This window comes from Dickeya chrysanthemi NCPPB 402 (assembly GCF_000406105.1).
Classification (GTDB): domain Bacteria; phylum Pseudomonadota; class Gammaproteobacteria; order Enterobacterales; family Enterobacteriaceae; genus Dickeya; species Dickeya chrysanthemi.
Genome location: NZ_CM001974.1, coordinates 994,737 through 1,018,952, shown reverse-complemented (window position 1 = coordinate 1,018,952; position 24,216 = coordinate 994,737). Strand labels below are relative to the sequence as shown.

Sequence of the window (24,216 nt, the reverse complement as noted above, 5' to 3'; positions counted from 1 at the left end):
GCCTCTGCGCATACCGAGCCACACACGGCCCGACCTGCATAAGACACTGAATCCGCATCCGTACTTTTGACCACTGCACGTTTGATCAATCCGCTCCAGACCGGTGATCAACGACGCGTAACCAGGTGACACAACTAGAGGATAAGCCCTATGGAACACTCCGTGATCGAACCGACAGTACCGATGCCCCTGCCAGCGATGTTTGACGCGCCGAGCGGTATTTTCGACTCGCTTGACGACGCCGTTCAGGCCGCGACGCTGGCGCAACAGCAACTGAGCAGCGTCGAATTGCGCCAACAGGTCATTAAGGCCATTCGGGTCGCCGGCGAACGCTATGCACAAGTGCTGGCGGAAATGGCGGTCGCCGAAACCGGCATGGGCCGCGTGGTCGACAAATACATCAAAAACGTGTCGCAGGCGCGCCATACCCCCGGCATCGAATGCCTGTCGGCGGAAGTGCTGACCGGCGACAATGGTCTGACGTTAATTGAAAACGCGCCCTGGGGCGTCGTTGCGTCGGTCACGCCCTCGACCAACCCGGCGGCGACGGTGATCAACAACGCCATCAGCATGATCGCCGCCGGCAACAGCGTGGTGTTCGCGCCCCATCCGTCGGCGAAAAATGTGTCATTACGCACCATCAGTCTGCTGAATAAAGCCATCGTCGCCACCGGCGGCCCGGAAAACCTGCTGGTCAGCGTCGCGGATCCCAACATTGAAACCGCACAACGCCTGTTTCGCTACCCCGGCATCGGCCTGCTGGTGGTGACCGGCGGCGAAGCGGTGGTGGAAGCGGCACGCAAGCACACCGACAAACGGCTGATCGCCGCCGGCGCAGGCAACCCGCCGGTAGTGGTGGATGAAACGGCGGATATTCCGAAAGCAGCCCGCGCCATCGTTAAAGGCGCGTCATTCGACAACAACATTATCTGTGCCGATGAGAAAGTGCTGATCGTGGTAGACCGCATAGCCGATGCGCTGTTGGCGGAAATGCAGCGCAACAACGCCGTGCTGCTCACGCCGGAGCAAACCGAACGCTTGCTGCCGGCACTGTTGAGCGACATTGACGAGCAGGGGAAAGGCCGCGTCAACCGCGACTATGTCGGGCGCGATGCCGCTAAATTGGCCGCCGCCATCGGTCTGGACGTCAGCGAGTACACTCGCTTGCTGTTGGCGGAAACCGACGCCGACCACCCGTTTGCCGTCACCGAACTGATGATGCCGGTGCTGCCGGTGATCAGGGTGAAGAACGTGGATGACGCCATCGCGCTGGCAGTGAAGCTGGAGGGCGGTTGTCGCCACACCGCCGCGATGCATTCCACCAATATCAGAAACCTGAACCGCATGGCCAATGCCATCAATACCAGTATTTTCGTGAAAAACGGCCCTTGTATCGCCGGTCTGGGATTGGGCGGCGAAGGCTGGACTTCCATGACGATTTCGACGCCGACCGGCGAAGGCGTTACTTCGGCGCGCACCTTTGTACGCCTGCGTCGCTGTGTGCTGGTGGACATGTTCCGCATCGCCTGAATACGTTCATCTCGTTATTGCCGTTGGTGAATTGCCGTTGGTGAATCGCCGACGGCAATACCACCCGCCACAGCCACAAGGGAGATAAACCAAGGAAGTGATAAGAGGACGGGCCTGCCAGCGAGAAGGTAAAGTGTGCTTTAGCGCCTGTTCCTCCAAAACCGAATGCCGTATAACGGGTGATGCTTTGCAGACCCTGCCCGACATTGTCACGGAGGTGAGCTGACGATGAAACACAATCCGGTCAACCTGCATCATCTGGATGCAGAACGCCGTTTCCCGGCGACAACGGCGGTATCGCCGGACGATAACGTCCATCAGCGACAGACACAGGATGTCTATGCCCAGTCCCGCACCATCACCGCCTGGCAACAGATTTACGATCAGGTTTCGCCGGGCCACTTTCAGGGGGAATTACGCGAAATCCTGCTCGACGGTATCCAGCTTTGCCACGAATACACCAATCTAGCGTTGCGCCAGTCCTGCATGATATGGCCGGACTCTTTCTGGTTCGGCATTCCCGCTCGCCATGCCGGCACCGGCTTCATCGGTTCTCAGCCCATCAGCAACGGCGCGATTGCCGTCAGCCCCGGCGGCAAAGAATTCGAACTGAACACGCCGGATGATTACGCCATTCTGGGCGTGGCTATCTCCCGCGATGAACTGTTGCAGTACACCGATGTGCTCGAAGAGCCGGAACAACTCACCCGGCTGCTGGCGCAGAGCGCCACCTTGCTGGTGGAACCGCACAGGCGGGAAATCCTCTGGTCATTCGTACGCGAAGCGCTGTGGTATGGCTGCAACGAGCCGCAACGTCTCAAGCATAGCAACACGGCCAAGGTGATGAAGCACAACCTGCTGACCACGGTGATCTCGTTTCTGGAAAGCGCCCAGCCGGCCGACGCCAGCTCCGCACATACCGATAAACGCATCGGCTATCGCAGCCTGATCGGCCGCGCCAGGGAATACGTACTCAGCCAGCAGTCGGAGCCGGTCACGGTGCTCGATCTGTGCCGCCGCCTGCACGTCAGCCGCCGCACGTTGCAAAATGCCTTCTGCGATGTCATGGGGTGTGGTCCCAACGCCTGGCTGAAGATGATCCGCCTTAATGCGGTTCGCCGCGAGCTGGTCAGCCCCTACTCCCGTCACCACACCGTGCAAGACGCCGCCATGCAATGGGGGTTCTGGCACCTGAGCCAGTTCGCCTGCGACTACCAGCGGCTGTTCAATGAAAAGCCATCGGTGACGTTGAAATCACGGCTGGCAAGGTAAGGAAAAAACAGCGATAGGCTGAATCAAGGAAGGTGGGTGTTGCCGGATGCGTTATCACCCGGCAAGCATTCATTACGCATTCAGCGCATCAAATGCGCGGCGGATCTCGTCTTCCGGCAGCCGGATGCCGATAAATACCATCACGCTTTCGCGCGGTTCGTCCGCGTTCCACGGGCGATCCCAATCGGCGCTGTAGAGCCGTTGTACCCCCTGAAACAACAAGCGGCGATCATCATCGGCGATCGCCAGCACGCCTTTATAACGCAACAGGTTGTCGGCACAGTTCACCAGCAGTTGCTCCATCACCGCCGATACTGCCGCCATCTCCACCGGGCGCGTCAGTTGCACCACCAGCGAGGTGATGGCGTTATCCTGTTCAATCAACGGCCGGAAACGCGGCAGAGATACCGGCAACCGGTCGTTGAGCATGAAACCGTCCACCCCGAAGATCTGACGGTGGTCGATCTCGCCGTTGACCACCCGATGCAGCGTGGCACGCGCATTGATTCGTGCCAGTCTCGCTTCCAGCGCCTGGGTATCCCCCGCCAGATCGGTCTTGGTCAGCAAAATCCGGTCGGCGTAGCCTACCTGCGCCTGCGCCACGGTATGCCGGTTCAGTTGATCGTCGGCATGGACCGCATCGACCAGCGCGATTACCCCGTCCAGCAGGAAACGCTGGCTCAGGCGTTCGTCGGAAAAAAAGGTTTGAATCACCGGCCCCGGATCAGCCATGCCGGTACACTCGATCACCAGCCGCTCGAATATCAGCTCGCCGCTGTCGACCCCATCCAGCAGATCATGCAGCGCATCCGACAGTTCATTGGCGCTGCTGCAACAGATGCAGCCGTTACTCAGGGTGGTGATACGCGTCGCCCGGTCGCCCAGCAAGGCATCATCAATCGCCACCGCGCCGAATTCATTTTCAATCACCGCGATCTTCTCACCGTGATCGGCATGCAGCAGATGCCGCAACAGAGTCGTTTTACCGGCACCGAGAAAACCGGTGAGAATCGTCGCGGGTAATACGTTAGCCATCATCAAAAAACTCCTTGTCGCGCCCAGACGTTCAACAGCATCGGAAACCGCCCTTGCCGCTGCCGCCATAGCGGGCCTGCTGGCGCTCGCGGAAAAACTCCTCGTAGCTCATCACATCCTGGTCCGGGTGGTTGGTCTGCATATGCTGCACGTAGTTATCATAATCCGGGATACCCACCAGCATTCTGGCGGCCTGCCCCAGATATTTTCCCGCTTTCCCAAGGTTTCCGAACATATCGCCCTCTCTTTGTGTGAGCGCCTGACAGATATGAGCATCGACAGACATGAACGCCGACAGGCCCGTGCAGGCACCTGTCGGCGGTATTGTCCTCGCTCCCGCTTAGTGGTGAGAGGAGATCTTCACGCCGCCTTCCGGCACCGGCACATACGGTGTTTCGCGATCGGAACGTTCCGCCTGCTGACGCCCCTGCAACGCCGTGCGAATACCATAGAAGATTATGCTATACACCACCACCAGGAACAAAACGCTCAGCACGGCATTGGTGTAATTGTTCACCACGATGTGATGCATGTTGGCAATCTGCTGCGCACTCAAATCCGTGCCTTCGGCAATCCGCTGTTTGTAAACACGCGCCAGATACAGGAAGCCTTCCATCTGCGGGTTATTGCTAAACAGCTTCAGCCCCAACGCCCAGGTGGTGCAAATCAGCAACCAAATCGCCGGCAGCATCGTTACCCAAATATAGCGCGTACGTTTCATCTTGATCAGTACCACGGTGCCCAGCACCAGCGCCACGGCGGCCAACATCTGGTTGGAGATGCCGAACAGCGGCCACAGGCTCTTGACGCCGCCCAGCGGATCGACCACGCCCTGATACAACAGGTAGCCCCACAGACCGACGCAACCGGCAGTACCGACGATACCGGCGATCAGCGAGTCGGTTTTCTTCAGGAAGGGTACGAAGTTACCCAGCAGATCCTGCAGCATAAAGCGCCCGGAGCGGGTGCCGGCATCCAGCGCGGTCAGAATGAACAGCGCTTCAAACAGGATACCGAAGTGATACCAGAAGCCCATGTTGGCGCTCGGGATGATTTGGTGGAACACATAAGCGATACCCACCGCCAGCGTCGGTGCGCCACCGGCACGGTTCAGTACCGACGGTTCGCCGATGTCTTTCGCGGTTTGCAGGATCTGCTCCGGCGAAATCACAAAGCCCCAGGAACTGATGGTCGCCGCCGCCACGGTGGTGACATCATGCAACTGCGTCATGATGGCGGGCGCGTTGGCGCCACCCAGCTCGTGCAGGTTAGGCATGGTGATGCCTAACCCTACCGGCGGGGTGTTCATGGCGAAATACAAACCCGGTTCGATAATCGACGCCGCGACCAGCGCCATGATGGCGACGAAGGACTCCATCAGCATTGCGCCGTAACCGATAAACCGGGCATCTGTTTCGTTCGCCAGCAGCTTCGGTGTGGTACCGGACGCGATCAGCGCATGGAAACCGGATACCGCGCCACAGGCGATGGTAATAAACAGGAACGGGAACAGTGCGCCTTTCCACACCGGGCCGGTGCCGTCGATAAACTGCGTCATGGACGGCATTTTCAGCTCAGGGTTGATGATGACGATGCCGATCGCCAGACCGACGATCACCCCGATCTTCAGGAACGTCGCCAGGTAGTCGCGCGGTGCCAGAATCAGCCACACCGGCAGCAGCGCAGAGATAAACGCATAACCAATCAGCGCAAAGGTGATGGTGGTGTCTTTGAACGTCAGCGCCGGGCCCCAGTACGGATCATGCGCGATAACACCGCCGAACCAGATGGACAACAACAACAGCACGATACCGATGACAGACACTTCCCCCACCCGGCCGGGGCGCAGGAAGCGCATATAGATGCCCATGAACAGCGCAATCGGTACGGTGGAGCAGACGGTAAATACGCCCCACGGGCTTTCCGCCAGTGCTTTCACCACGATCAACGCCAGCACCGCCAGAATGATGATCATAATCAGGAAGCAGCCGAACAGCGCGATGGTGCCGGGTATCGGCCCCATTTCCTCTTTGATCATTTCCCCCAGCGACACCCCATTGCGGCGGGTCGACATGAACAGCACCATAAAATCCTGCACGGCGCCCGCCAGTACCACACCGGCCAGCAGCCACAGGGTGCCGGGCAGGTAGCCCATCTGGGCGGCCAGCACCGGCCCCACCAGCGGACCGGCACCGGCGATGGCGGCAAAGTGGTGGCCGAACAACACATTGCGGTTGGTCGGCACATAGTTGAGCCCGTCGTTGTTGACTACGGCGGGTGTGGCGCGGTTAGCGTCAAGTTGCATCACCTTACGCGCGATATACAGACTGTAGTAACGGTAAGCGACCAGATAGACCGCCACCGAAGCGACGACTACCCACATGGCGCTGACATGTTCGCCGCGGCGCAGTGCAACCACGCCAAGACAGCAAGCCCCGATGAACCCCAGTAAAGCCCAGGGAAGATGCCTGAGAAGTTTATCTTTCATAGCGTTTACTCTTCTTATTTGTGTATACCCTAAATAATTCGAGTTGCAGGACGGCGGCAAGCGAGTGAACCCCGATGAGCTTACTCAGGTAAGTGATTCGGGTGAACGAACGCAGCCAACACACCTGCAACGTGAAGTATGACGGGTATCATTACTAATGATGTAGTCACGTAATGTGACTGTAGTCAGGCTATTCGTCAGGTGATAGTTGAATTTGGGTCAGCGGTCGGATAAGCGGATGACCGGTCGCATACCGGGATAAGCGGTGACAGATTTTTACTTAAATTGACGAAATGCGCCCTGCGGCCAACGTTGCAGCCGCAGTAACGATGCCGTTGCCGTGTCATGAACAACACAAGAGACAGGATGAAAGGAACGGGAAATACGCCGCCCGCACACACGCGGGTCGGCATTAGCCTTTAAGACCAAGCAGTTGCTTGAGAGTTTTCAGATAGCGGCGGCTCACCGGCAACGCCTGGCCGCTTTTCAGCAGGATCTCCGCCTGACCGCTCTCCTCCAGCCGGATTTCACGCAAGTGGTCCATATTGACCAGATACTGCCGGTGACAACGCACCAGCGGGGTACGGCTTTCCAGCGTTTTCAGGGTTAATTCGGTAAAGCACTCTTCACCCTGCGGCCCGGTCACATAGACACCGCTTTGACGCGAGCTGGCGAATTGGACTTCGCTGCTTTTCATCAGGTAGATTCGGCTGTGGCCGGTACAGGGAATATAATCCAACCCGCGCTGATGGTCGGACAATGTGTCGATATTCTGCGCGGGACGCTCCCGGTGCAGATTACGCAAGGTTTTCGCCAGCCGCTGCGGATCAATCGGTTTAAGCAGATAGTCGAACGCCTGTTCTTCAAACGCTTTAATCGCGTACTCATCGTAAGCGGTAATGAACACGATGTAGGGCATATTGTCCGGATCGATCATGCCGATCATCTCCAGCCCGCTGATGCGCGGCATCTGAATATCCAGAAATACCACATCAGGGTGCAGCCGGTGAATGGCGCCGATCGCCTCTACCGCGTTGGCACACTCTCCCACCAGCTCCAGGCCGTCATCCTGCTCCAGCAGGCAACGCAGGTTGTCTCGCGCCAGCGGTTCATCATCAACAATCAGCACGCTCAACATCAGTGGCTTTCCTCGCAGGGCAACGTCAGATGGACATGGGTATAACGGTCCGGCTCGCATTCCACGTTCAGACCATATTCATTGCCGTAGCGGATGCGGATACGTTTATCCACCAGATTCATTCCCAGCCCGGTGCAGTTGGTGCCCGGCTGGTATAAACCGGCGTTATCTTCAATGCTTAACAACAGACGCTCCCCAAGCCGACTGGCGCTGATGGTGATGATCCCGGTGCCCAACAGGTGAGCGGTTCCGTGTTTAATCGCATTTTCCACCAGCGGCTGCAATGAAAATGCCGGTAATCGCATCGACATGAATTCCGCCGGCAGGTCAAAACGGATCTGTAGCCGCTCCTGAAAGCGCGCCTTTTCGATTTGCAGGTAAGCATTCACATGCTCTACCTCATCAGCCAGCGTCACGACTTCTTCTGAACGTTTGAGGTTTTTGCGGAAAAACGTCGACAACGACTGCACCAGCTTGCCCGCCTGGTCACTATCGCGGCGGATCACCGCCAACAGTGTATTGAGCGCGTTAAACAGAAAGTGTGGATTGACCTGGGCATGCAGTAGTTTGATTTCCGATTGCGTCAGCATCTGCTTGCTGCGCTCATACTGTCCGGCCAGGATTTGTGCCGCCAGCAGGCTGGCGATGCCTTCGCCGAAGGTGCGGTTGATGGAGCTGAACAGGCGGTTTTTGGCCTCATACAGCTTGATGGTGCCGATCACCTGCTGATTTTCGCCGCACAGCGGGATCACCAGCGTCGACCCGAGACGACAGGTAGATTGCAGCGAGCACTGATACGGCGTCTCGTTGCCGTCGGCGTAGACCACCTCGTTATGTTCGATGGCGCGCCGGGTATGGCCCGAGGCGATGGGCGTTCCCGGCAGGTGGTGATCGTCGCCGATGCCGATAAAAGCCAGCAGTTTCTCACGATCGGTGATCGCCACCGCGCCGATATCCATCTCCTGATAGATAACCTGCGCCACCCGCATACTGTTTTCTTCATTAAACCCCTGATGCAGGATACCTTCGGTACAGGCGGCGATTTTTAACGCCCGGGCGGAAAATGCCGAGGTATATTTTTCAAACATGGCGCGCCGGTCCAACAGGATGCGCATGAACATCGCCGCGCCGATACTGTTGGTGACGATCATCGGTGCCGCAATGTCTTTCACCAACGTCAGCGCGTCATCAAACGGCCGGGCCAGCAACAGAATGATCGCCATTTGCAGCAGTTCAGCGATAAAGGTCACCCCTGCCACGGTAAACGGGTTAAACAACCGGTCAACCCGCCCCCGGCGCATCAGCAAGCGGTGCGCCATGCCGCCCAGCAGCCCCTCGACAATGGTCGACACCATACAACTGAATGCGGTCATCCCCCCCAGCGAATAGCGATGCAACCCGCCGGTCATTCCCACCAGAATGCCGACGCCAGGGCCACCCAGCAGCCCGCCGAGCACCGCGCCAATCGCACGGGTATTGGCGATGGAGTCCTGCACATGCAGGCCAAAATAGGTGCCCATAATGCAGAACATGGAAAACATGGCATAGCACAGCAGCTTATGCGGCAACCGGACCGTGACCTGCATCAGCGGGATGAACAGCGGCGTTTTACTGAGCAAATAGGCGATTACCAGATAGACGCACATCTGCTGGAGCAACAGTAAAACCAGTTTGAACTCATACATGATAAAAACTCAGACGGGCAAAAAAACCGGGAATCGGACGATCCCCCGAGGAGCATACCCTAACACAAACTCACGAGGTTACCTTGACGAGATTCACTTATTTGTATACCCGTTTCCTAAAACAAAAGACCCCGAATGGCAACATCCGGGGTCTTCAAGACAAAAAACAATCGCCGTTTCAGGCTTAACCGCGAAGTTCTTCTTAACCGCGATGCTCTTCGATGTAACGAGCCAAATCCGCCGGGGTCTTCAGAACGTTAGCGACTTCAGTCGGCGGGATCATGCAGCCGTACACGTCCTGCACTTCCATCACCAGATCGACCGCCAGAATCGAGTCGAGGATGTCGGACTCGATCAGCTCATCGTTAAACCCCACTTTACGGGATAAGACCTTTTCAAACAGGGCGAGTATTTCTTGTTCCATCATATTTTCCTGGAGTAATTAATTAGTGCGGGCATGAGTATCCAGCAGTTTACGATCTATTTTACCGTTAGGATTCAGCGGTAACGCATCTTTAATAATAATTTGAGAGGGCACCATGTAGTGCGGGATCACCTGCGAAAGTGAGGTCTTAATCGCATCAGGGGCCATTTTCGTCACGCAGAAGGCCGCAATACGCAACACGCCGCCCCCTGATTTCATTAACGGCAACACTACCGCTTCGCTAATGTCCGGCATCGCCAGCAGACGATTTTCAATCTCGTTGATTTCAATGCGGTAACCATTCAGCTTGATCTGGCTGTCGTTGCGGCCCTGACAATACAGAATGCCGTCAACCTCGTAGCCCAGATCGCCGGTTTTATAACCCCGGAACGCCTCGCTCTCCCGGTGCAGCAATTTCGCCGCGTTCTCCTGCGCAAGCCCAAGGTAACCACGCATCACGTTTTTACCCCAGATAATCAGCTCACCCTCTGCGGTGATCTCCATTCTGGAGTCCGGCATCATCGCCCCCACCGGCAGCAGGTCGTTCTCACTGTTCAGTATCTCATCGGTAATGTCGATGACGGTGGTGGCGATGGTCGCTTCGGTTGGACCATAGGAGTTGAGAATTTTAGCGTGCGGGAAGCGGCGGCGCAGTTGTTTGACCAGCGCTTTGTTTAATACTTCACCGATAAACACGAAAACGCCGAGATCAGGCAAATAGTCGCTGTTGAACTGCGGGGAAAGCAGCCGCTGGTAGGCAAAAGACGGCGTGGAAACCCAAACGGAAACGCCGTTGCTTTTCAGCCGATCCAGCCAGTTTTCCGCGGCGATATCCTCTTTCGCATTCAGGACAATGTGCCCCCCGGTCGCCAGATTCGCCAGTAACGGAATCAACGACAGATCAAAGCTGAATACCGCATGATTCATCAACACCGGCAACTCAGGCAGTGCAAAGTCCTGACGAACCCACTTCATGAAATGCCACAGGCTTTCACGCCCGATCTGAACGCCTTTGGGCTTTCCGGTACTGCCGGAAGTGAACATGATATAAGCCAGATCCTGCTCGGCCAACACCTGCCCCGCCTCGCCGGTGGTCATAAACTGCCGTGTCGCCACATCATAGTAGTAAGGCGCTTTCGCCTGCCGGCAAATCTCGTTGAGCCGTTCCTGCGGATAGATACAGTCCACCGGGACGTAGGGAATGTTATGCAGCAGGCAGCTATAAATCGCTACGGCAAATTCCGCCTGCTGATGCCCGTATAGAACTACCGGAGTACCGGCAGGCTGCTGGCAATCCTGATAACGCTGCAGCCAGTCGGTAACGGCTACGGAAAGCTGTTGCCAGGTCAATGCTTCGTCGCTGCCGCTAATCGCCAGTTGCCGTGGGTTCGCGGGCTCGAGTAATGCTGTGTGCAAGAAATCTTGCAGTTCCTTAAGCTCGGAGAGGTAGTTCATAGTGGAGACATTCCGCTAAAGATGTAAAGGGAGACAGCGGCGCTGGCCAGCGTCAACATTCGTCCCAGAAACACAATCACTGGATAATGTAACCAGTTGCTGAGCGTTGGACTGCGTTTGGCTGACCACTGCAACATGTTATGTGCAACCGAAATGGCGCCAAACAGCGCGCCGCTGATGATATAGTGCCGTTCAAGTCCGTTCCATGCTCCCATACAAAACAGGGTGCAAAATATACCGATGTTTTGTGCCAGCGTTTTATTTTGTCGGAAAAAATCGATCTTCATCAGATTCATATAAATCGGCATAAAAACCACATCCCTTAGCCACTCAGACAAACTAATGTGGAAGCGGCGCCAGAAATCCTGCGGGTTTTTAGCCAGAATAGGCATATTGAAGTTTGCCGGAAGAGACAGGCCGAATAAGCGCCCGGCACCGATGGCCATATTGCTGTAACCGGCAAAATCAAAATAGAGATACGCACTGTAAGCCGCCGACATCACCACGCCGACGCTCAACGTAAACGGGCGATGGCTCCACGACTGAATAACCAGGTTATCTATCAGCATCGCAAACAAGAACTTCTGGATAATACCGATAAAAATTTGCTCCATGGCAGGTAAAAACTGCTCACGGGTAAGCCGAAAATCCGGCTTCTTAATATCCGTTATCCACGACCGCCAGCGGTACATCGGGCCGGCCTGGATCACCAGCGGCATAAAGAGATAGCAGAAGTAATGCAGGAAATTCCGGCCGTCTTTTTGAGTCCGATACAGTAATACATCAATGGCGCGAAACGTCATAAATGATAAGCCAATCATTCCCCAATGGTTGTTCAGGTGTAATTTCACCAACAACAACGGCAGCAGCGTCAGGGTAACGGCCTGCCAGGTCTTTAACCAGCCTTTTTCTTTCAGCGTCACAATAATATAAAAGCTCAGGAAAACTACCACGGGGATAATATAATCACCCTGGAAAATATATCCCCAGCCTAATAACACCAACACAGAAATGCCGGATAAATAAGTCAGCCGGTAATGCCATAGCCGATTAACCAGCACGAACAACAGTGCTAATGAAAACAGGCAGAAAAAAAATGTTCCGGAGCTATACATCATTCATCCTTCAGAACTTTTGATATTCAAAATGCACTTGTAAACTCATGCTGTCATCAACAGAAGTCCACGCGACGATGGTTACCGCCAGCAAGAGATAAATAAAAAAAAGGCGAATCGCGTATTTCATCATTTAAAACTCTCAGCAATAAAACGGTCCATCACCACCCATGCCGGGTCTGTTGGATGCAACCGGTCCCAGTTCCAGCCATTCTGATAAGGCAGTGCGTACATATCCAGATAAGGCACCTGATGTTCATCCAAAATCGCCTTGATTTGTTTATCAACCGACTGAAATTTCTCGTGATTTTTAATCGCCCACGGATTGACTGCATCCATAATCACCACCACCTGGACGTTACGCGCTTTCAGCAGTTTTATCGTCGCTTCAAACGTCTCCATTTGCGTGGGAAATAGCGGCGCGTTATCCCATTCATCCTGCGTTGGGTCGTCGTCGAAAACAGACTTATCCATCCACAACGTTTCTGCGCTTTGCTGGCGGGATTTATTCAGTTCCTGAGCATGCGCCAATTCACGATCCCAATCCGGCGTAATCGCGTTATTGGGCTGGCGAGGCCACGGTCTTTCCGGTTGAGGAACAATCTGCAACACGTCCAGCCAATACTTTTTTATCATTTCGCAGAAATTTGCAAACTGATAACTCACCGCTTGCCAAATAATAGTCGGACGCCAGCCATAAATCTTCATTTGACCAAACGTTAAATGACTGATCTCGTCCTCATTAATATGCTGTAAATAATCAACCAGTAAAGGACGTGCCTGCTCATCTTCCATCAGCGGGTTAAAAATCGGCGCTGGGAAATTATCGGCAAAAACCGCCGGTGGGATACCATCACCGTAAAAACTATCGGGTGCCAGTTGCAACACGACCTTGCTGCTCGCGTTCAGGTCGTTTTTAAAACGTGCCAGAAGTAAAAAATGCGTGATATTATCGATATAAATATCACCATAAGCGACCACCGGCCGCTGCAGCTGGTTATTAAAGTAATTATACACCGCGTAATATTCATCTTCGGACGTAGAAACCTCGGAGGCTCCGATGAAGAAGATGGCATTACCCTGCAACGCATGGGAAATGGCGGCTATTTTTTCTTTCAGCTCTTTTGGCGTTCCTTCCAGGGTTCTAATCAACGGCTGAAATTTTAGCGGCGGATCAAAGCTTGTCACCAGCGGGGGAACACTAAGAAACAAGACGGCAAGGGTCGCCATCATGATATGTAGGCAGAGAGTATTTTTGATTTTCATCATAAAAGTAAAACTACATCACATCAATTTGTTTGGAGTTTGTTAATTTTTATCTTCACAGCCACTCAACCACTGTTTTTTTCCGATACTATATACCAGGCTAATCTTCTATGATGAGCGTTGCTGTGTAACGGTATGTACAGTGTTTAGTTTGCCTTAATGATAGATTACATACCAACACGAAGGCGAACGCTAAAAAAGTAAGGAAGACGGCATCACTGCCATTAGCGCCCCGCGATGCTTTTTCGGTTCAGTGTACCGGTTGCAAGGCTTGCAGGCACGTAATCAAAGACATCGAACCGTTATCAAACTGCAGAAAAAAATCAGTCATCACCATAATAAAAAGGGCTTTTTTTTAAAAAAGAACAGGCTCATACCCATCATCCGACGAACTAATGACAAACACCTTATAATCGAGACTCTTTCACTTTATTTTCAAAAAAGTCAAAGACTCAGATCAAACGTGACATCAACTCGCCATTCACATACTTGCCGCTCACCCTCCTGCGTTGACGCCGCAATCTTCGCCACACCGTATCAGACATGCCTGATGTCTACCGGCGGTTCACCGCGGATTGATCTGCGCGCGCCATGATAAGCGCTCTCCTTCACCAGGCGATTATCCTGCATCAACAAACGCACGGAATCCGCCCCTCTCAACGTTAAGACATCGGCATCGGGCTTTATGGCGGCGCAAAAACAGCAAGATCCGGGTCGCCACAAGGCGCGTAACTTCCCATACTTGTCCCAACCCCGCCCTCACCCACACACGCATCCGGTGATGAAACAGCAAGATGGTTTGCCACAGGGGAGACTGGCGGTAACCTTTATCGCAACCAGTCTGCCGCACCCGAATAACGACCGATAAAGGGAGAAAGCATTACGATGTCAGACTACGCACGCATAGCCGATGCCATCACATTTATCGCCAGCCGGGTCAACCGCCAGCCGACGCTCGACGAAATTGCCGCACACGTGCACTTAAGCCCCTTCCACTTCCAGCGGCTGTTTAGTCGCTGGGCCGGCGTCACACCGAAACGCTTCCTGCAAGTGCTGACCCTTGAACGGGCCAAGGCGTTGCTGCGCGAGTCAAGGCCGCTACTCGACGTGGCCGACTCGGTGGGGTTAAGCAGCGGCTCACGGTTGTACGACCACTTCGTTCATCTGGAAGCGGTAACACCGGGGGAATACCAACAACAGGGTGCAGGCTTGGTGATCGAATACGCGGTTCACGATACGCCGTTCGGCAACGCGTTTATTGCCGTCACCCCCCGGGGTATCTGTAGCCTTTCCTTTCTGGACAACGCAGACGCAGGCGAGCAACGGGCAGAATTACATAACATGTGGCCACATGCCTTGCTGCATGAAAATCAGCCACGGATACGAACGGTGATAGAAACGATGTTCGCGGTAAAAAAGCCGCCGGACCGCCCAATCTCGTTACATGTTACCGGCACCAACTTTCAGATTAGCGTCTGGAAAGCGCTGTTGAAAATCCCCCCGGCAACCGTCGTGAGCTATTCCCAGGTGGCCGCCGCCGTCGGGCATCACAATGCAGCAAGAGCCGTTGGCCTGGCCGTCGGCGCCAATCCGGTCGCCTTCCTGATACCTTGCCACCGCGTCATCCAACAGAGCGGAAAAATCGGCGGCTACCACTGGGGAGAAACCCGAAAACACGCGCTTCACGCCTGGGAATCGGCACGGTATGAGTAGCCGGCGCTGACAGGTGGGCCAGCGTGTTTGTTTAACATCATGTTTCTTTCGATGGGGGAAAAACAGCAACAGACCGATTGGATTAATTGCTAGTGAATCAGTTCTGACTTGAAAACCCTGATGCTCATTCCGTGAACTCGGTCAGATCCTTGTCAGAGGCGTTTTGCAGCAGTGTCTGCCCATTCTGCGCAATCTCGCTTAACCGTTCAGCGGTTGGACGAAAACGCGCAGCGGTATACACCCTGATCTTACCCACCATTAGTGAACACTTGACTGTTCACTCTTACAAAAACTCAGGAAGAAGAAACTACATCTATTGTCATGGATGCATTTTTCGTTGAAAAGGAATCAAACCTCAAAACAAGAACGTGTTGGCTTCATTGTATTTTTGATAATAGATACAAACTGATAATATAATGACAAAGCACGCGATGCTTTGAAAGCTACAATTTTGGGTTTATATACTTCATAACAGGAATGTCAGATGGATATGATGAGTCTTTTTGTGGGGATTCTCGGGAGCATCATCGCAGCAGCCGTGATAACCCTTATTACCAAGTTGGTTTGGCCAAACTTTAGTGATACGTGCCTGTACAGGGGTATTCGTGTTGAAGGAGCATGGGACGTAATAGAAGAGCGTAATGGTGATAGTGCAACTGTAGGTCAGCTCAACCTAAAACAGCAAGGATGCCGTCTAAGCGGTACAAGTACCAGAACAAAGACTCGTGACGGTAAAGAATCAGATAGAAAATTCAATTACCACGGTTCAATTAGTGGCAATCAGATAACGTTGATTTTCGAAGATGCACGAGGAATTGGTTTTGATACCGGAACCTATGTATTTACTGTTTATAATGATGGTAAAACAATGGTGGGCATGTCGACATTCCACGGCAAGGCAGAGAATAAAATCATCTCGGAGACAAGAACATTAATAAAAACAATAAATTAAATTTAATTTTGGAAGGCTCACATAATAAACCTCAATACAAAATATTACACACTTAAAAGAATGCAGAATGAGTCGGTTTAATACTGAATTGTATTAGTCTCGACAGCCCTGTAAATAGCTCTGTGTAAATGATACCGTATTAAAAGTGATCGCTCAGGCGATCACCGAACTCGATAATAAAACGGCTCATCGCCAGCCGCCAGTTCTGGATAGGCATACTCCATTTTTTTGATGCCGACTGTATCGCCAGATAAATCACTTTCCGCACTGAGTCGCCCGTTGGGAATGTAAGTATCCCCTTTTAGCTCCACGCGCTTTGTAATTTCTTTCACTTCATTCAGTGTTCTAAACAAGTAAAATCCAGTATTTCTGTTCGGTACGTCCAGTCAAAGTGTTCGGTAAACGCATTCTGCGTTGGCTTGCCAGGCTTAATAAATTCCAATGTCACACAATGATCTTCTGTCGATTGTGCTAATGTGAGCGATACAAACTTAGGACTATGGAACCTGTGTAATAGCTAACTAATGGTTTGCAGGCCAGTACAGCATAGGTTTTCTACGCTTTGTATAAGTTTAGCCAGTGGAAAAAATCATGACTGATACAGCCTCAAAGAACGGTACGCCAGAATACTGATTACCCTAGATTTACGAAAAGGCATCATGATGAAAAGATTAAACCCCCCGAATGGCTGAGCTGTTTACCTTCGTTTCGAAAACTCACGCACTAGGTACAACAGATTAATCAGTATAGCCCAGAGATCAGAGGGAATGATTATTATTGCATTTGAACCCACAGTGAATTATCACCGGAACATAGCCTTGTGTTTTCAGGCTCATTGCATTGAATATCATAGTGTTTAATCTCTGGGGAGTAGATCACCCGAACTATGCGTTATGCCGGGATATTAAGATCGATTTCTCTCGCCAGTATTTCACGATTAAGATTATCTAACACGTTAAACGTTAGCAGGCTCCTTCCCTTTATTTTGGTTAATAATAACTCTGGCATGAGTGACAATATTTACTACCGAAATGAGAATGTATTCCTGTTGCAGCCATAACAGTGGATAGTTTTTTAGGTGAGCCTTCATAGCATTTAGGACAAAACGGTCCATTCGGTTTCCCTTCTACGGGGTTTAGTCGATAGTAGAAACCATCCCGAAAATCCAACTCATCCACAGCATTCAATTGAGCTTTGAGAGAAGTAATCTCGGCCTGGAGTGAAATTATTTCTTGCTGAGCCTCAGCTAGATTAATCTTTGCCTCACTTAGGCTTAAATATAGCTCACTCAGTTTTAAACGAAACTCTGCTTCATTGAATGCTGCAGTAGCCTCCTTCAGTTCTTTGGCAATATTGACGGCTAGTTTGACTGCGTTTAACCCAGCAGTAATCGATACAATGTCAGCCATTTTTTTTCCTTTGTAATAATCACTGAAATAGTCAGTCAACTATTTTATTATACAAAACTGGCTCATAAAGATCCTTGATAGAGTGCAAAAAAGTGACATTTAAAACTGGGATAATCAGATCGTTTTTTAACTTCAAATAACAAATCCTACATTTTTATGCATTATTAACGTTCGGTTTCGTTTTGCACACTGTTGCTGCGTAGCTCACAATTCAGACTGCGCAATCGCACATTTATCGCTCTTAAAACTCAGGTTTTCCATAGTTATAAAAGCGTAGGATGACACTGCGCAATTGGTCTACCTTACAGCAGGCTGAATGTTTAGGACTGGACGAGGCAGGAAATACACGAACAAAAGATAACAGTGCGCGGAGTAAGGATGCGTGCACAGTGGTATTTGCAGCGGCCATTACGATAAATGTCCGTGCGTTTGCAGGGGTGTTCCTCGCAGGTGGTGGTACTGCATTGCAGTGCCACGAAGTGATCTTCCCTACGGACGTGGGGTTATCACAACTCAATTCATTCTGCCACCGCACTACGGTGGCATTTTTCGGTTATAGCCTGGCTTTAATCGCCGTTAATGTCTTTTCCCTGTCGTTGCTGTGTCACGCGCCGATAGCGCGACGGCCAGATTTCTTGCGGTGTTTTTTCTACTGCCTGCGCGATCAGTCTTTCCCCTTTCGGCCAATGTCGGGATAACGCATTCGCCAGCGTTGACGAGGCCAGCCCATGCTGGCGTGATAGTGCCGCCAGCGTGGTTCCCCGTTTTCTTAATGCGGCAATGATATCTGCCGGATGCCAGTCACCTGTTTCCATTACTGCTCTCCTTTTGCCTGCAACCAGATATCCCATTTTGGGATATATCGAAACATGACAGATATTCGATTTTAGGATATTCGTCAAGAACATCATGTTATGGCATCAACTTATTCAGCCGAGTACCAGCGCATTATCAAAGCCCTGCGCGCAGCCAGAATCGCTCAAGGCGTGACTCAGACAACACTGGCACAAGCTCTCGGTAAACCACAATCCTTCATTGCCAAAATCGAGAACGGCGAGCGCAGGCTTGATATTGTGGAATTCATACACATCAGCCGCCTGCTTTCACTCGATCCTATCGCGCTCTTGCACCTGCTACTGAACAGCTAGTCACAGCGAGTCCCCTTTTCCAGACAACGTTAAAAATCCTTTTTTGGGATAAAGCGAACTATCACCGATAGTGCACCAGACCCGCTTTCGAGACTCAACGCATGGCTTCCACCTACACCGCTGAATATCAACTCGTTATCAAAACGCTGCGTGAAGCGCGTATCGCCAAAGGCATCACACAGGAAATGCTGGCGCAGGCGCTGGAACGCCCGCAATCGTTTATTGCCAAGGTCGAAAACGGGGAACGCAGACTGGATGTGGTGGAGTTTGTTCAACTGGCTCGTCTGCTGGCGCTTGACCCCGCTCAGGTGCTTAACAGCATCCCTTTCAGGCTCAAGCCATTGAGTTAAGCTTACCCTCGGCAACGGATCAGCGCATACAGCCCGCCCGGTAAATAGCGATTAATAGGGTCTGTAACCCTGGAGAATTAATAGAGCGGTTCAGGGTAATGGCGCAAATACGGCACAGCAACGAAAATGAATCGTGGAATAATTCGTGTAACTTATTGATTTAGATGGTGCCGATAATAGGAGTCGAACCTACGACCTTCGCATTACGAACTCAACAGACTGATGTTTCCCTCTGTTTCTCCTGTTCAAAATTGATTTTTTATTTTTTAAAATCAAATAATTAATCAACATTTAGGTTTCCACTCGTTCGCTGTCGTTTCCCCTGATATCATGCTAAGTGTGTACCCGAGAGTGTACCCCAGAAAGGACCTATTATGACAATCATCATCACTCAGGATCGACAGTTGGCATCCCTTTCAGTCACTGAAGAAGAGAAAGAAAACGTTGTCTCAGTCAAATCAAAAGCGGGTGGAGGCCTCTACGTTCGCGTACGCTATGGCAGCGAGAGTAAAAGCTGGATTTATCGTTACAGGATCGCACAAAAGCAAATCAAACTGACATTGGGTAGCTACCCTGCTATGAGCTTGGCTCAGGCTCGTCAGGCCCATGCCGACGCAGCAGAGCTGGTGAAGAAAGGCATTGATCCTCGTTACGTCAAAAAAAATGAGAAACAGCAAAACGAGCAAATGCCAATATTCGCTGACTTGTGGCAAAACTGGTTGGCATTCAGAACTGAGAGTAAACCCCTCAGCGCCCGCACCATTGCTGACTATGAAGGAACCTATCGCCGTCATCTTGAAAAAGCTTTGGGCAATATACGCGTTAACGATCTTTCACGCTCTGTCATTTTCGAGCATCTCAGCCGCGTGAGAAAGGAAAGCTCAGAAGGGGTTCGCAAAGGATTAATCATCCTGAATCTGGCCCTTGATCATGCCACGTTACAAGGACTGATTGAACATAACCCTGCTCGTCTACTCAAACCTGCCATGTTTGGCGCATCAATGGGTAAACCTCGTGAACGTTGGTTACCACAAAACGAACTCCACATGCTTTGGAAAGCACTTGATGAAGCCTCTGTTGGTGGTGGCTCCATTGCAGCAGGTGGTCGAGGAATAGCATCGAGCGTGGTGATGTCATTATCCGTTGCGAATGCACTTCGCCTGATCATATTCACGGGTGTTCGCCGGTCAGAAGCAGCAGAAATGCGTTGGGATCAAATTAACGGTGATCGTTGGACTATTCCTGCTACAAAAAATGGCAAAAGCCACATTGTCACACTACATCCCCACGCCTTATCCCTCATTCAAGAACAGCGCGTGATCACTGAAGGGGCGTATGTTTTCGGCTCCACCAGCAAGTCTGGATTTCCTATAACCGGTGATGCCCTCACACGTGCTCTGGAACGTGTGAGATCTAAATATCTTGCGGAACTTACGCCCTTCTCTCCTCATGACTTACGTCGCAGCGTGGCCACTGGTTGTGCAGAATATTTGGATGCACCAGAACGCTTGATAGAACTTCTGCTGAACCACGTTCCTAAAGATCGATTAATTCGGACTTATCAAGTTGGGCAACAAGCGGACAAACTGAAAAAGCTATTTCTACGCTGGGGTGATTTTATTCAGCAGGAAATCATTAACCCATCAGGGGCGATGCCAGATAATGTCGTTAAAGTTCAGTTTGGTGGTAAGTAACAAATAAGGTGCATGGCTCTGAGCGCAGTGTGGGCAGCAAGAGCCATGCGAGTCATTAAGCAAGGACTGAACTTAAGCAACGTTTGAAGTTAACCACCCCTTACGATGCAATGTATCTACGGCTAAAGATATCTGACGTGGTGTGAATTGCCGCTTTCTTTCATTCCAGGCATAGATAAAATCAGTAACATCTTCCGGGGACGTCAGCGATTCATATTGCATTGTCCAGTGAACCGTTGAAAGGAGTTCCAAACCAAAAGGCGATTCGAAACCTTCTACCAAATCAGATACTTTCTGAAAGCGGCGGTAAGTCTCTTCTTGCTGCTCAAGAAACGCTTTTGCTTCCTCTGCCACACCGGGAACCAGCGCGAGTTGCTTATCAGGCATATCACCGCCATCCGAATACCCTGAGATCATATGCCCCTCGATCGCGTTAAGCACATGCCGTAGGTTTTCCGCATAAGGCCCATAATGCGCTTTCTGATACTTAAGGCGTAATGGTTCCCCGGATTCTTGCATGAAATACATCAGCTTATGTAATTCTAGTAAAGAGATGAACGGATCTAACAACCCATTAAGATAACGCTGCATCAGTTCAACCAATGCGGCTCGCCCTGCTGTCATCTTTGGCACTTCTGTTTTATGTACCATACGTTCCGATGATGGTGCGCCGTTGGGATCGTAAATCGCAATTTGTACGGACTCAAGCGGTTGAACGGCAGACTCAATCAGGGGCTTAACATCTTGCCAGTCCAGGCCGCCTAAGCCACTCCCTAATGGGGGAATGGCAATGGAGCGAATATCATGTTGCCGGATAACGGCGACCAAATCGTCCAATCCTGCAACAATATCTTCAAGACGACTTTTCCCTTTCCAGTGGCGTTTGGTCGGAAAGTTAATGATATAACGAGGGTTTGTTAACTGCCCGGTCTCAAAGACGAACATTTTGCCCGGAACAACTTGTTTTGCTTTACAGGATGCAGCATAAGCTTTGAAGTTATCCGGGTAGGCATTTTTAAATTGCAATGCAATGCCTCGCCCCATTACGCCGACGCAATTAACGGTATTGATGATAGCTTCAGTCTCTGCCTGGAGGATATCGCCCTGTCTGTATTCAATCATTATGAAATCCTCATCAGTAGTACCATTCTCGTTTCACCTCAACAGGAGGACGATGCCCGCCAAGCGGGATCATGTTAGCAACCTGCTGATAAATCAAAGGTGAATGAACACCGATGCGCTCAATTAAATGCCAAGGGAAACAGCGCTCAATCAAAAACTCAGCCTGTTTCGCCTCTTTAGTTCCATTACCGCCGCTCCACTGATTGCTTTGTATCGCTTCCCAGTTCAGTTCTCCAAGCTGGGATTGTTGACAACGATCTTCGAAGTAAAGTGAACCGGCATTAGATAATGTAAACGCCCAGCGTTGGCGATGTTGCTCCGCCCATGCAATGGTTGTATAGAGGTCAGCTTCAAGATGCAAAATAGGTTCCTGACCACCACGGTAAGCCAACTCTGGATGATTGGACTTGTATATCAGGTATAGCATGACAGAGCGGGGACAAAAATAAAAAGGCACACATTGTCCCACATACAGATTGGGATAGTTTGTGAGCGTCAACTCATGGAGCCGACGCTGCTTAATGCTACTCATACCTATCATTGTACCGGCACCATGACGAACCGAGATTTGCTCGTCAGACAACAACCCTTGGGCAATGATCGAACGAAGTCGATCGATGTGAAGGATGTGGTAAATCTTGGGACGCTCAGGGATCGGCATACAAACCAGCTCCTTTTAGCAATTCAATGCTAACCTGCCGCAATAATAACAAATTCTGAGGGAGGAAATAGGCACGAATCCTAAGATTACCAGAAAGGAAATGACTACCTCGCCGCCAACATCCCCGGATAATGTTTGGCGATAATGTCGTTCATCTGATCGATCAAGTCAGGGCGTTTAAAGATGAGATGCCCGGTGCCTTTCTGAAAGTAACGCACACTAAAATACGCATCTTCGTATTCTTGCTGATGAGGATTATCACGGATATGGTTCATTAGCCGGATAGTCACATCGCCCCGGTTATCAGGAATGGGTTTGCCATCCAGCAAGGACAGCATCCGCTCCAGATCGGCCAGTTGATCGCGTCGCCAGCCCCAGTTCAGGCCAAAGCCCCAACGGTGGTACGTCACCAGATTGCTGATGATGATTTTCTTGCCAAAGTAGCAAGGATGGTTGGTTTTATAATCCCACGATAGCCCCTTGAATACATTAATCACCCCGCGTTCGAATACCTCCCGCTTACTCTGGTGAAGTTGTTCAAACGTGCTGAGAATATTGGCTTCGCTGATGGTCGGCAGGTCGCCCTCGTCCAGATTCTTATGCCACTGGCTGCGGGCTTGTGCGTCCATCAATGACAACATGCCGGATTTCAGCATCAGGTTGCGCCAGATATGGCTGTCCAGCGTGCGGATAATGGCTGGCATCGCCTTGTCAGGCGTTTCTGTCAGCCAGCAATCATAGCGATGCCCTGGCTTCAATGCCCAGTCTTCAGCGGTGCCGCCACCGATAGTCGCCGTTAGCGTTGAAATAGCCTGTAACTGGGTAATGAGCTGTTCTATCTGTTGCAGCGCGGCATCATGTCCAGTGACGATACGCGCAATGTTGGTCGAGCCAATCAGTTCGGTGTGGTCGGTTAACACCTCGGGTTCAGTGTGCATAGTGTGTTGTCCATACATAACAGCCAATACGCCAGCCGGTAAGGCTGGCGTATTATGCATCGGGGGGAAGGATTAATCGGTTTGGCGTTGTGTGACTGGAAAGCGGCTCGCAGTCTTTATGGCTTGAGCAGGCCGGTGGCGCGTCTGGCGCGGAGAATATCGACCGCGTTCAGAAACGGTTGTTGTTCCTGCCAGATAAAACCGCTGCGATCGATACGCACCAGCTCATAGCGCTCCACCAGAAAGTTCACGGCGTCCGGCAGCGAAACTCCGGCGTCGAGGTGGGCCTGGATCTCGGCTTCCTCGCAAAACGGCGTGTCGTTGAGCGTCAGCCCGTAGTGCTTGTCCAGCAGGTAAGTTAATAACTGTTGCCAGACATTTACAGGTGACAGGCATGATGATGCCTCCCGCGCCGGGGATGGGGATGGTGTTTCCATGGATAGGCTCTCTTAAGATAAATGCTTAAGGTGAAGGGAATGCAGTTGCCGGTGTGGCCGCCGTGGTCGGGTAAATCGTGATATAGACGTAGCCCGCACTGCCCAGTGTATCGGCCTCGCAGGTCAGTACGCCGTCATGCAGCGTGACGCGTTGCTGTCGGTAGGGATCGAGCTCACCGGTCACAAGCTTTTGCTCCAGTTGTTTCACCATCAGTGGGAAACGGTGTTCCAGATGGCAGGCCACGGTTGCACTGAAGGTGCCAGTCACACCGGCACGATCGGCGAGAAAATGCAGGTGACACCCTTCCTGTACCAGCCGGGCTCCAAAGCGCGGTTTCAGGGTGTGTTCAAGCCCCCATTCCGGGGCATCCGATAATGACAAGG

General features: G+C 51.8%; 24 protein-coding genes and 2 pseudogenes. 7 read left to right on the top strand and 19 right to left on the bottom strand.

All coding sequences use genetic code 11. The features are described from left to right. Positions 1–183: 183 nt before the first annotated feature. Together DCH402_RS04600 and eutR are read left to right on the top strand one after the other, a co-directional pair. The gene (locus DCH402_RS04600) at positions 184–1,530 is read left to right on the top strand and encodes an aldehyde dehydrogenase family protein (RefSeq protein ID WP_050583353.1); all 1,347 of its coding nucleotides are present in this window, start codon (positions 184–186) and stop codon (positions 1,528–1,530) included. 228 nt (positions 1,531–1,758) lie between these two features. Next, a complete protein-coding gene (gene eutR / locus DCH402_RS04595) occupies positions 1,759–2,802 on the top strand; it encodes an HTH-type transcriptional regulator EutR (protein ID WP_040000012.1) in 1,044 nt (347 codons plus the stop codon). Between the two features lie 72 nt (positions 2,803–2,874). Here the strand turns inward: eutR and yjiA are convergent, their stop codons facing one another. The 9 genes from yjiA to DCH402_RS04550 form a co-directional block, all read right to left on the bottom strand. Continuing rightward, on the bottom strand, positions 2,875–3,837 hold the full coding sequence (gene yjiA, locus DCH402_RS04590; RefSeq protein ID WP_040003375.1) for a GTPase: 963 nt from the start codon (positions 3,835–3,837) through the stop codon (positions 2,875–2,877). A gap of 31 nt (positions 3,838–3,868) precedes the next feature. Further along, complete coding sequence (locus DCH402_RS04585; protein ID WP_012768713.1) at positions 3,869–4,072, bottom strand: YbdD/YjiX family protein; 204 nt, start codon at positions 4,070–4,072, stop codon at positions 3,869–3,871. Positions 4,073–4,177: 105 nt separating this feature from the next. Next, positions 4,178–6,325: a carbon starvation CstA family protein gene (locus DCH402_RS04580; protein ID WP_040000010.1), complete on the bottom strand. Its 2,148-nt coding sequence runs from the start codon at positions 6,323–6,325 to the stop codon at positions 4,178–4,180. 412 nt (positions 6,326–6,737) lie between these two features. After that, on the bottom strand, positions 6,738–7,463 hold the full coding sequence (gene btsR, locus DCH402_RS04575) for a two-component system response regulator BtsR (protein ID WP_040000008.1): 726 nt from the start codon (positions 7,461–7,463) through the stop codon (positions 6,738–6,740). Next, positions 7,463–9,148 carry a sensor histidine kinase gene (locus tag DCH402_RS04570; protein ID WP_040000006.1) on the bottom strand — a complete coding sequence of 562 codons (1,686 nt, stop codon included), beginning with the start codon at positions 9,146–9,148 and terminating at the stop codon, positions 7,463–7,465. The genes btsR and DCH402_RS04570 overlap by 1 nt, the downstream gene beginning before the upstream one ends. Positions 9,149–9,350: 202 nt before the next feature. Further along, positions 9,351–9,572: an acyl carrier protein gene (locus tag DCH402_RS04565; RefSeq protein WP_040000004.1), complete on the bottom strand. Its 222-nt coding sequence runs from the start codon at positions 9,570–9,572 to the stop codon at positions 9,351–9,353. An 18-nt stretch (positions 9,573–9,590) separates the two neighbouring features. Beyond that, positions 9,591–11,027, bottom strand: coding sequence for an AMP-binding protein (locus DCH402_RS04560; RefSeq protein WP_040000003.1), 1,437 nt, complete (start codon positions 11,025–11,027; stop codon positions 9,591–9,593). Next, positions 11,024–12,142, bottom strand: coding sequence for a membrane-bound O-acyltransferase family protein (locus tag DCH402_RS04555; RefSeq protein WP_040000001.1), 1,119 nt, complete (start codon positions 12,140–12,142; stop codon positions 11,024–11,026). The genes DCH402_RS04560 and DCH402_RS04555 overlap by 4 nt, the downstream gene beginning before the upstream one ends. A 129-nt stretch (positions 12,143–12,271) precedes the next feature. After that, a complete protein-coding gene (locus DCH402_RS04550) occupies positions 12,272–13,408 on the bottom strand; it encodes an SGNH/GDSL hydrolase family protein (protein WP_040003373.1) in 1,137 nt (378 codons plus the stop codon). Between the two features lie 885 nt (positions 13,409–14,293). Here DCH402_RS04550 and DCH402_RS04545 point away from each other — a divergent pair. After that, positions 14,294–15,121: a methylated-DNA--[protein]-cysteine S-methyltransferase gene (locus DCH402_RS04545; protein ID WP_040000000.1), complete on the top strand. Its 828-nt coding sequence runs from the start codon at positions 14,294–14,296 to the stop codon at positions 15,119–15,121. A 124-nt stretch (positions 15,122–15,245) separates the two neighbouring features. Here the strand turns inward: DCH402_RS04545 and DCH402_RS23240 are convergent, their stop codons facing one another. Beyond that, complete coding sequence (locus DCH402_RS23240) at positions 15,246–15,380, bottom strand: type II toxin-antitoxin system Phd/YefM family antitoxin (RefSeq protein ID WP_267879508.1); 135 nt, start codon at positions 15,378–15,380, stop codon at positions 15,246–15,248. Positions 15,381–15,605: 225 nt separating this feature from the next. On the opposite strand from DCH402_RS23240, the gene DCH402_RS04535 reads away from it, so the two are divergent. Next, positions 15,606–16,073 (top strand): hypothetical protein, encoded by a 468-nt coding sequence (locus DCH402_RS04535; protein ID WP_152486895.1) that lies wholly within the window; start codon positions 15,606–15,608, stop codon positions 16,071–16,073. 139 nt (positions 16,074–16,212) lie between these two features. Here DCH402_RS04535 and DCH402_RS22170 read toward each other — a convergent pair. The 4 genes and pseudogenes from DCH402_RS22170 to DCH402_RS04520 all read right to left on the bottom strand — a co-directional run. After that, positions 16,213–16,359 (bottom strand): annotated as a pseudogene (locus tag DCH402_RS22170) (IS256 family transposase); the annotation flags it as partial. Between the two features lie 25 nt (positions 16,360–16,384). Next, a pseudogene (locus DCH402_RS22165) lies at positions 16,385–16,569 on the bottom strand (integrase core domain-containing protein); the annotation flags it as partial. Positions 16,570–17,062: 493 nt separating this feature from the next. Beyond that, positions 17,063–17,482, bottom strand: a complete 420-nt coding sequence (locus tag DCH402_RS04525) for a hypothetical protein (RefSeq protein WP_039999998.1) — start codon at positions 17,480–17,482, stop codon at positions 17,063–17,065. Between the two features lie 566 nt (positions 17,483–18,048). Beyond that, the gene (locus tag DCH402_RS04520) at positions 18,049–18,297 is read right to left on the bottom strand and encodes a helix-turn-helix domain-containing protein (protein WP_039999997.1); all 249 of its coding nucleotides are present in this window, start codon (positions 18,295–18,297) and stop codon (positions 18,049–18,051) included. Between the two features lie 99 nt (positions 18,298–18,396). Between DCH402_RS04520 and DCH402_RS04515 the strand changes: the two genes are divergently transcribed. The 3 genes from DCH402_RS04515 (at position 18,397) to DCH402_RS04505 (ending at position 20,674) form a co-directional block, all read left to right on the top strand. Continuing rightward, a complete protein-coding gene (locus tag DCH402_RS04515; protein ID WP_039999996.1) occupies positions 18,397–18,630 on the top strand; it encodes a helix-turn-helix domain-containing protein in 234 nt (77 codons plus the stop codon). Between the two features lie 101 nt (positions 18,631–18,731). Further along, positions 18,732–18,980, top strand: coding sequence for a helix-turn-helix domain-containing protein (locus DCH402_RS04510; RefSeq protein ID WP_012885878.1), 249 nt, complete (start codon positions 18,732–18,734; stop codon positions 18,978–18,980). Between the two features lie 374 nt (positions 18,981–19,354). After that, complete coding sequence (locus DCH402_RS04505; protein WP_039999991.1) at positions 19,355–20,674, top strand: tyrosine-type recombinase/integrase; 1,320 nt, start codon at positions 19,355–19,357, stop codon at positions 20,672–20,674. A 72-nt stretch (positions 20,675–20,746) separates the two neighbouring features. Here the strand turns inward: DCH402_RS04505 and darG are convergent, their stop codons facing one another. From darG to DCH402_RS04480, 5 genes are all read right to left on the bottom strand, one after another. Further along, complete coding sequence (gene darG / locus DCH402_RS04500) at positions 20,747–21,796, bottom strand: type II toxin-antitoxin system antitoxin DNA ADP-ribosyl glycohydrolase DarG (protein ID WP_039999989.1); 1,050 nt, start codon at positions 21,794–21,796, stop codon at positions 20,747–20,749. Positions 21,797–21,809: 13 nt separating this feature from the next. Beyond that, positions 21,810–22,457, bottom strand: a complete 648-nt coding sequence (darT, locus tag DCH402_RS04495; RefSeq protein WP_039999987.1) for a type II toxin-antitoxin system toxin DNA ADP-ribosyl transferase DarT — start codon at positions 22,455–22,457, stop codon at positions 21,810–21,812. Positions 22,458–22,561: 104 nt separating this feature from the next. Continuing rightward, complete coding sequence (locus tag DCH402_RS04490; protein ID WP_039999985.1) at positions 22,562–23,395, bottom strand: DUF4942 domain-containing protein; 834 nt, start codon at positions 23,393–23,395, stop codon at positions 22,562–22,564. A gap of 116 nt (positions 23,396–23,511) precedes the next feature. Beyond that, a complete protein-coding gene (locus tag DCH402_RS04485; RefSeq protein WP_039999983.1) occupies positions 23,512–23,832 on the bottom strand; it encodes a TA system toxin CbtA family protein in 321 nt (106 codons plus the stop codon). A gap of 25 nt (positions 23,833–23,857) precedes the next feature. Beyond that, positions 23,858–24,214, bottom strand: a complete 357-nt coding sequence (locus tag DCH402_RS04480) for a type IV toxin-antitoxin system YeeU family antitoxin (protein WP_039999982.1) — start codon at positions 24,212–24,214, stop codon at positions 23,858–23,860. Positions 24,215–24,216: the final 2 nt, after the last annotated feature.